We start from the raw sequence: 8111 nt of genomic DNA on the forward strand, positions 1-8111 counted from the left end.
AATGTATTACCATCTTGTGCTAGTTGTAAAATATCGCAGAGAAGTCTTTGATGATAAAGTATCTGACTATGCTAAGGATATGTTTGTAAAGCTAGGCGAGAAATATAATATCTCCCTAGTCGAATGGAATCATGATAAAGACCATATTCACATCTTGTTCAAAGCACACCCTAATACAGAATTGTCAAAGTTCATAAATGCTTATAAAAGTGCAAGTTCTCGTCTGATAAAACGTGACTTCCCACAAATAAGAAAAAAGCTATGGAAAGAAATGTTTTGGTCGAGAAGTTTTTGCTTACTAACTACTGGTGGATCTCCAATCGATGTAGTTAAAAAGTACATTGAAAATCAAGGTCTAAAGTGAGGTGAAAACAATGTTAGTCAACAAAGCGTACAAATTTCGTATCTATCCAACCAAAGAACAGGAAATCTTAATTGCTAAAACAATAGGATGTAGTCGTTTTGTATATAATCGCTTTTTAGGGCAATGGAACGATACATTCAAAGAAACTGGCAAAGGATTAACTTACAATTCTTGTTCTGCTGAATTAACACAATTAAAAAAGGAATTAGTATGGTTAAAAGAAGTTGATAGCATTGCCCTTCAATCCTCACTGAAAAACCTTGCTGATTCTTATACTCGATTCTTCAAGAAACAAAATAAAGCTCCACGCTTCAAGTCTAAAAAGAATAAAGTACAATCCTACACGACTAAAGAAACAAACAATAACATTACCATTGTAGACAACAAAATCAAATTGCCGAAACTTGGTCTTGTTCGCTTTGCCAAAAGTCGTGAAGTACATGGTCGTATCCTTAATGCTACTGTTAGACGAAATCCTAGTGGTAAATACTTTGTATCAATTCTTGCAGAAATAGAAGTGCAACCATTGGAGAAAACGGAATTATCTATTGGTATAGACTTAGGTATCACTGACTTTGCCATTCTTTCTGATGGTCGCAAGATTGACAATAATAAATTCACATCAAAAATGGAAAAGAAACTAAAACGTGAACAGCGAAAACTTTCAAGACGTGCGTTAAATGCTAAAAACAATAATATTAACCTTCTTGATGCAAAAAACTATCAGAAACAAAAGCGAAAAGTTGCTAGATTGCATGAGAGAGTAATGAACCAACGTGACGATTTTCTTAACAAGTTAAGTACAGAAATAATCAAAAACCACGATATTGTCTGTATCGAAGACTTGAACACCAAAGGAATGTTACGCAATCATAAATTAGCAAAATCAATCTCTGATGTATCATGGTCTGCCTTTGTAACTAAATGGTTTCTAGCGTGCGGATAGGACAAGTCTTGGGATTGCTACCATAGGGAAGAATCACTTGTTGCCCTTCGGCCAAGGTATCCGTTTTACTTCGCTCAATATGAACCACGATTCCTTCCCGTGTTCGTTCTAGATCTTCCACACGAGTGACGGCTAGTTCCGACCGGCGCAAGGCTCCCACAAACCCAATGATTAACAAACACCGGTCCCTTAGGCCCGTTTTGGTGTTGGGAATGATGCTGAGTATCTCTTGCAACTCCTCTAAAAGCAATGGGCTTTTCCTCGTTTGCTTCGTTCCCTTCTCTTTTTGGATCCCGCGAAAGGTCTTCCGTACAAATTCATGTTCCATAGGGCTAGGTAAGCCGACCGATTTATGGGCCTGACTAATGGCCGCCATTTTCTTTTTAATGGTCGCGGGTTTGTTGTTCTCGGAAAGAACAGTTATGTATCGGACGATGGTTTCTGGTATGGCGGGTAAAGGTGTAAACCGATGCTCCAGACACCAGGACTCAAACTCTTGCCACACCTGGGTATACACCTTCTTCGTTTTTTCTGATAGGGATTTCTCCATAAAGTATTTGGCCCGGTCATCGATGGCTTCGATGGCGGCTGGGAGATGGTTCGGTTTTTGAAGTTCGGACATGAAAAATCACTTCCTTTGGCTCCTTAAAATCTACCCGAGAAGAAACGGTTCTCGGGTAGATTATATTATAATTATAGAACTCAATTATACTGACCCTGATCGTCGTTTAAGTTGTACAGATGATTCAATGAAATAGAAGGGGGCGAAAACTGTAAAGCTCCGTCCCCGTTTTCATTTATATCATCCTTCGATATTAGATGAAATAAATGTCTCTAATCTTAAAATACCGTCTTCATTGTCTCTATACTTTTTATTACCATAAATAAAGCTCATTAATTCTCGTACATCTTGTTTAATGGATAATTTATATGCTGCCCTACTAATCTCACTCGCAATTTCTAAATGGAAATCAATTATATCATCGGTGTAACCCATATTTTTTAGTTCTTTTTTCAAATTATCGAGTATATTTTGATTTTTTTTTGAAGCCTGGTTTACTGTTCTAGTTACTTCAGAGTCAGACCTGATATAATCAAAAACAAATATGTATAAACAATTCGTATAGACCGGAAATAGATATTTAAAAATAAACTTTGATCCCCACTCATTATTAGCTATTAAGTCTTTAAACTTATCTTTATCTGCTATGGTATCGGTTAACTTATATATAGCTTTATCTTTATTTGTCTCGTTCAATGCATTAAAGAAATCATTACTAATAATAGATTTGTAAACTTTCAATGACTTTGTATTATAATCATATGTTGTAAAAAAATCGTTTTCACTTTTCTCAATTTTAATAGAGTAATAAGGAGGTTCAATAAAACTTTTGTCCTTATTGCATCCCTCTTCAAAAGCTCTATCAAAAACAGAAGTACCTAACACTTTAATGCCATCACCAAATTCGAGTAATTTATCTAACATATTTATTTTGTCTTCTCGAACCTTAGAATAATTTATTTTTACTTTATTAGTGAAATTTGATCCATAAATAAAAGCATAAGTAAAGATAACTTTTAGTTGATCAATAATCTTATCTTTATCATTCTCTTTTCCGTGTAAATACTTATCAACTGTCCCTTCTTTTAAGTACACCTCAAAGTTCCTATGTGCATGTTGCTCTATCTCCGTCATCCTTATCCCCCTGTTATAATAATTTTTTTTGAAATAACCTTGTTCACTAAGTTAGAAAGTTCTTTTTAAAAGTAGCATCAACTACTTATGCAAAATAAATAGTTCTGACGTTTCTTAGGGAATTCCTGCTTTTTCCATTGTAGCATGGAAAAGCCCCTTTAGGATGACATTTCTACCATCGGACGAAAAGCGTCGAACGCTTTTAATTACCCTAAGGGTTGTTAAGGGTTTACAAAGGGTTGTTGAGAGTATATAATAAAACCAAATAAACCGTTAGGGTCTCTAACGGTAAGGGAGGGTATTGCGTTGAATATATTTCAAATCAAAACGAAACCACATGGTACTGACAGAGAGGCAGAGTTTATTCATGACAAATTTATCGCTATCGGTTGGCCAGGAATTGGAGATTTAACAGGGGTGGGTCGAGCAGAAATTAAGGAAAGGTTAAAAAATAACTATCCATACGATGGGCAGAAGCTAGGTTATTGTCTAGGTGTTGTCAATGCCTTTGTCAATACAATGGAGGAAAGGGATATTGTGTTAATGTCCTCCACCAGGAATGACCATGTTCATATTGGTGTTGTTGGTCCCTATCGTTACGAAGAGAACTATGACAATAAGAAGGATGGCATGTGCCATCAACGAAGTGTGGAATGGACAAAATTTATTCCACGGCGGGATTTGAATGATAAGGTACAAGAACTCTTAAGAAATCGCGGAACATTAACGCAATTTAAGTACCCTGTTGAAATGGCCGAGTTAGATTCCTTCGATGAAACTGGGAGCTTCCAAACTGAAGTGGATGTTCCCACTGTTCCTGAAGAAATCATTCAAAAGGCGTTGCGTGTATTAGAAGAAGAATTGGATTCTACTGACCCGGACCGGCGTTTAGCAGCAGCTGTAGAGCTTCTTCGATTTTCAAAATAAAAAAGCGTAGTTGATACAACAAACTCCCCCTTCGGATTGTTCACCAAAGGGGGAGTTTGTCATTAACCGTATTTCACGTTTTGGGGCTTTGTCTACGTTACATAAAGGGTACAGTGCTTCATTTCGCCGTTTCTCCCTCTTCTACCTTTTCTACAAATCGTATTATGTCAAAAGAGGTTAAGTGTAAGCAATCCAAAATACTGTCATGAGCTTTAAAGATCCTATTTTTTACTACTTTAATCATCTTTTCTGCTTTTTCTTCATCCCAACTTATCTCTAGTCTTGGGTCGTCTTCTGATGCTTTTTTCTTCATTAATCTTTCTGCGAATTTTTGGCCGGCAGCAGCCGCAATTGCAAAACCAATGCCTGCACCTACTTTTCCAAGAGTAGTGGGGGCAATCTTGGATAGGTTGTTTATTGGCATCAATGATGCCCCACTTATGGCATTAGTAAATTTCCCTATGGTTTCTGGTGTGCTATAAGCACGAGGATCCAATTCTTCTACCTTTCTGATTCTCACTCTTATTTCGTAAGTGACAGCAACAAAGAAGGCAAAAGCTAATTGTTTGTTCAACCGAGATGGATCTTGTTCAATTTTCACGATAGTGGGCCTACTTACGCCCATTTTTGTGGCTAATTCCTCCTGTGTTAGGTTTAATAATTCCCGTATTTGTTCGAGGTTTAAGCCGACCAAATATAAGTAATCGTTGGATTTATTCATTATTCAACACCTCTTTAATAGTATTTTATCACAAAGTAAATAATCATTCAAAAAATAAAATAAAAAACTTAATGTAAAAATGTTTACATTGTGTTAAAGGTTGGGTATAATACAACTGAGATAAAAAGAAAATGTTGGAAGGGGTTGAAAAAATGAATAACAACTTATTCAAGATCATCTTTACGGAATTGTTGAAGTCAATAGAAAACGTCACACTAAAACTAAAATAAGGAGTGGAGTTTCATGGAAATGGCTAATGTGGTTGATTTTGTAAAAGAAAAAAAGGGTCCCGTCCTTGATTTTGGTGTTCGGACAACAAGTGTTACCGTTGGGACTGCATCTGGTGGTGCTGTTGGTGGTGTTTCTGGAGCAGCCATAGGGGCTGGGATTGGGATGGTAGTTGGAGGTCCCGTTGGTGCAGGACTTGGATACGGTATTGGTGTTATGGTGGGAGCTGGTTCAGGTTTGGCGTTTGGAGCAATGGGTGGGAACAAGGTTGGGAAAATCATAAGTAATTCTTTAAAGGAGGAGAAGTAATATGAAGGAAAAATTTGCAAAAGGTGCAGAGGTTGGGCTTACAGCATTCGTTGAGTGCGTAATGGAGATTTTTAAGCAGTGGGGTGGTCCTAAAAAATGAACCGTGAGTATCAATGATGCAAGAGGAGTTGCGCGTTCATTACGCAGAGAAGGAAAGTGGAGAGAGTAAAGTAGTCGCATGCTTTGGTTGCAATGATATTCAGGTTATCAGTTAAATTCGTAATGTTTTTTACTTATGAAAGGAAAAGATAATGTCTTTATATATTTCACTTCACACTTCAATCCCCCTCTGTGTACTTTGTGCCAGGTTGGGGGATTTTTGTCATTCACATCCCCTTCGCAAAACAATAAATAGATATTTAATAGTTGACTTTTATATTAATTATCTATAAAATACATAATTATAGGATATTGAAAAATTAAAGAAGAATGTGGAGGAATGAAAATGAGTAATAATTACTTTTATTACCATGTATGCATGGAACTAAAAACCCCGAATGATGAAGGGAAAAAGTTTAACTTTACCTCACCCAAAGCCACAAGGGATATTGTTTACGCCATAAAGTCCTTTAACAAACATTTTAAGCCTGATAGACAGATACAGTTGTTTGAGATCACACCACAAAACGAAATCATTTTTTACTTTAGGATTAGAGTTCCGAATAACACCGATGCTAACCAGATTAACGCCCGTCAATTCTCCTATCTGTCAAAACGACTATATCACGATAAAGAGTGGGCAATGTATACAAGAACAGAGTCTACGCTACTTACTGCAACCATGTTTGACCTTTTTGTTCCTGACGCTAAGATGGTCGCATTATTTGAAGATGGAGACGAGGATGCTGCTATCCCAGAGGAATACAGACCAACAGCAACGGAGCCTGATTTGTCTGATGAAGATGCGATCAAGCTACTGCAGTCACTCTTCGTAATTAGGGATATTGGTACAGGAGGTATGCAAAGGCGACGAAAAGATAACATCGGAAAAATAAAAACGTTATTATTAGACTCATTTTAAAAAAAAGTTTTCTGCTGAAAATCCTTTTATACCAATGGTTGGGACACTTCATATAATACTTATATAAGGTTTAAGGAGCGTTTTTCGATAATAAGATAGTCTTAAACTAACAATGGAAGGAATGAGTGTAGTGAGGAAAAAGGGAAATACGTGGAAGGTTAATCAGGATCAGTACATCATTGACATGGTTAATGGCTTAGACCACCTAAGTGACGTTCAAATCGCGGAAGTGATAGCCGGAAATTCTTTATTGTCTAATCGGAGCATCAGTGCAGTGTATCAGCACATCAAGTATTTAAGAAGATTAGAGTGGATTGCATGATGAGAGATGCTGCTAGTGTGATTTTAGATATTGGAAGTATCCAGTCCAATCTAAGGGAAATGGAAAGAAAAATAAACTCCAACCAATATACAGAAGAAGAACTTGAAGAAGTCCTTTTACACTTACTTGTTACCATACATCAAGCTACAGAAGTAGTAAATCACCCTGAAAGATGTCAACCCTTGTTTAGTCTCCTTACAGACTATACGTATGATGCGAATCGGATGTTGAATGAATAGGGTAGAGGTTCAACATCCGCATTATATAAATATAACTAAACATGCTATAGAATGTTTAGGGCGAATCACTTCTGTTCATCCATAGGTGATCCTTCTCATGTGAAGCGTTGTTTTTTTTCAGGGCTGTTCAATAGAATGTAATAAGAGTTGATTTTCTCGGCGGACTTTTTCTGTAATAAAGAAATGGCAACTCAATAAAAGCTGGTACTCTGTTTGTGTTATCGGACGCATATGGGCAATATCATTCCTAATTGGACATAGTTTGTGGAGGAGTTCTAACTGAGGAACTTCGAAGCAACCTTGTAAATGATTCAAGTAAAACAAAGAAAGAACTTGTGGGTACGTATATTTATCTAATGACTTCTTCGCATTCAGCTTTCTTTCCCAATCAAAACCATATTTTTTGTAATAAATTTTGTGGACCGTATACTTTAATGTAGTTTCAATCTCGTAAAGTAGTTTGTAAGCCGAGGTCATGTATTCTGATTCTTTATTGGAGATTAATATATTCATGCTATGTAGCTCCTTTCGGGGATGTAAGGGAGGATCATTAAACAGAACGGATAAAAATTAAGTTAGAAAAGGAGAAGTTTAGTTACTTCTCCTCTTTTAAGTAAATAATTACATGGAATACTTAACAGAAGATTGATTCATCGCGACTAATAAATCTAATGCAGACATATTAGGGAGGGATTCTAAGAAGTATTGAGTTGACTCGTGACTATTAAAGCTTAATGGTTGTAACTCATCCTCTATGCTAAAAGCACCGTCTGGACCTTTCCTTAAAACATAGAATCTTATGACTATATAGGTACTGTTCATTTCGAAATCCTCTGTCATGATTAATATTCCTAGATTTGAATATAACGGCGATAATACAAATGAGTATAATTCTAACCCTTCAAAAATTTCGTCTGTTAAATTAAAGTTAAAACGAACGTTTAGTTCTTGATCCTCCATATTACACCTCCAATACAAAGCGAAATGGTATGGTAAAACAATCGTGAAAATAAGCAGATGGTTTCCGTCTAGTCAAATATGTTCCGATTGTGGACATCAAGATGGCAAGAAATCTCTTGAAATAAGGGATTGGACTTGTCCTGTTTGCAACGAACATCACGATAGAGATATAAATGCCAGCAAAAATATCCTAGCCGAAGGTTTAAGAACCTTAGTTTTGGCTTAAACAAAAAAATAGAACCGTAGGAATCTACGGGGATAGCTTGGTCAATAAGAGAAACCTCTGTTGGCAAAGAAATACGCTAACAAGTACGCTCTATTCCCAAGAATCTCCCACTTCTAACAACCCGAAAGGGTGTTAAGTGGTGAGTAGTTCAA

The 8111-nt window shown here is 36.6% G+C and carries 11 protein-coding genes and 2 pseudogenes; 8 read left to right on the top strand and 5 right to left on the bottom strand.

All coding sequences use genetic code 11. From position 1 onward, the window contains the following. Nucleotide 1: 1 nt before the first annotated feature. Nucleotides 2–364: an IS200/IS605 family transposase gene (tnpA, locus tag KS419_RS15810; protein WP_217067366.1), complete on the top strand. Its 363-nt coding sequence runs from the start codon at nucleotides 2–4 to the stop codon at nucleotides 362–364. Nucleotides 365–374: 10 nt separating this feature from the next. Beyond that, nucleotides 375–1295: pseudogene (tnpB, locus tag KS419_RS15815) on the top strand (IS200/IS605 family element RNA-guided endonuclease TnpB); the annotation flags it as partial. Here the strand turns inward: tnpB and KS419_RS15820 are convergent. Further along, nucleotides 1285–1932 (bottom strand): hypothetical protein, encoded by a 648-nt coding sequence (locus KS419_RS15820; RefSeq protein WP_217067367.1) that lies wholly within the window; start codon nucleotides 1930–1932, stop codon nucleotides 1285–1287. The pseudogene tnpB and the gene KS419_RS15820 sit on opposite strands and share 11 nt — an antisense overlap. A 180-nt stretch (nucleotides 1933–2112) precedes the next feature. After that, nucleotides 2113–3006, bottom strand: coding sequence for a hypothetical protein (locus KS419_RS15825; RefSeq protein WP_217067368.1), 894 nt, complete (start codon nucleotides 3004–3006; stop codon nucleotides 2113–2115). A 306-nt stretch (nucleotides 3007–3312) separates the two neighbouring features. Here KS419_RS15825 and KS419_RS15830 point away from each other — a divergent pair, with 306 nt between their 5' ends. Next, on the top strand, nucleotides 3313–3933 hold the full coding sequence (locus KS419_RS15830) for a hypothetical protein (RefSeq protein WP_217067369.1): 621 nt from the start codon (nucleotides 3313–3315) through the stop codon (nucleotides 3931–3933). Nucleotides 3934–4051: 118 nt separating this feature from the next. Here KS419_RS15830 and KS419_RS15835 read toward each other — a convergent pair whose 3' ends face one another. Then, the gene (locus tag KS419_RS15835) at nucleotides 4052–4654 is read right to left on the bottom strand and encodes a helix-turn-helix transcriptional regulator (RefSeq protein WP_217067370.1); all 603 of its coding nucleotides are present in this window, start codon (nucleotides 4652–4654) and stop codon (nucleotides 4052–4054) included. 243 nt (nucleotides 4655–4897) lie between these two features. Here KS419_RS15835 and KS419_RS15840 point away from each other — a divergent pair, with 243 nt between their 5' ends. The 4 genes from KS419_RS15840 (at nucleotide 4898) to KS419_RS15855 (ending at nucleotide 6773) form a co-directional block, all read left to right on the top strand. Then, a complete protein-coding gene (locus KS419_RS15840; RefSeq protein ID WP_217067371.1) occupies nucleotides 4898–5191 on the top strand; it encodes a hypothetical protein in 294 nt (97 codons plus the stop codon). Between the two features lie 445 nt (nucleotides 5192–5636). Beyond that, entirely contained in the window at nucleotides 5637–6212 is a 576-nt protein-coding gene (locus KS419_RS15845) for a hypothetical protein (protein ID WP_217067372.1), read from the top strand. Nucleotides 6213–6342: 130 nt separating this feature from the next. Continuing rightward, the gene (locus tag KS419_RS15850) at nucleotides 6343–6534 is read left to right on the top strand and encodes a hypothetical protein (RefSeq protein ID WP_217067373.1); all 192 of its coding nucleotides are present in this window, start codon (nucleotides 6343–6345) and stop codon (nucleotides 6532–6534) included. Continuing rightward, the gene (locus KS419_RS15855; protein WP_217067374.1) at nucleotides 6534–6773 is read left to right on the top strand and encodes a hypothetical protein; all 240 of its coding nucleotides are present in this window, start codon (nucleotides 6534–6536) and stop codon (nucleotides 6771–6773) included. Before KS419_RS15850 ends, KS419_RS15855 begins: the two co-directional genes overlap by 1 nt. Before the next feature lie 117 nt (nucleotides 6774–6890). Here the strand turns inward: KS419_RS15855 and KS419_RS15860 are convergent, their stop codons facing one another. Next, nucleotides 6891–7286, bottom strand: a complete 396-nt coding sequence (locus KS419_RS15860; protein WP_217067375.1) for a hypothetical protein — start codon at nucleotides 7284–7286, stop codon at nucleotides 6891–6893. A gap of 108 nt (nucleotides 7287–7394) precedes the next feature. Then, on the bottom strand, nucleotides 7395–7733 hold the full coding sequence (locus tag KS419_RS15865; protein ID WP_217067376.1) for a hypothetical protein: 339 nt from the start codon (nucleotides 7731–7733) through the stop codon (nucleotides 7395–7397). A 7-nt stretch (nucleotides 7734–7740) separates the two neighbouring features. Here KS419_RS15865 and KS419_RS15870 point away from each other — a divergent pair. Next, a pseudogene (locus tag KS419_RS15870) lies at nucleotides 7741–7959 on the top strand (zinc ribbon domain-containing protein); the annotation flags it as partial. Nucleotides 7960–8111: the final 152 nt, after the last annotated feature.

This window comes from Evansella tamaricis (genome assembly GCF_019042215.1).
GTDB classification, from domain to species: domain Bacteria; phylum Bacillota; class Bacilli; order Bacillales; family Salisediminibacteriaceae; genus Evansella; species Evansella tamaricis.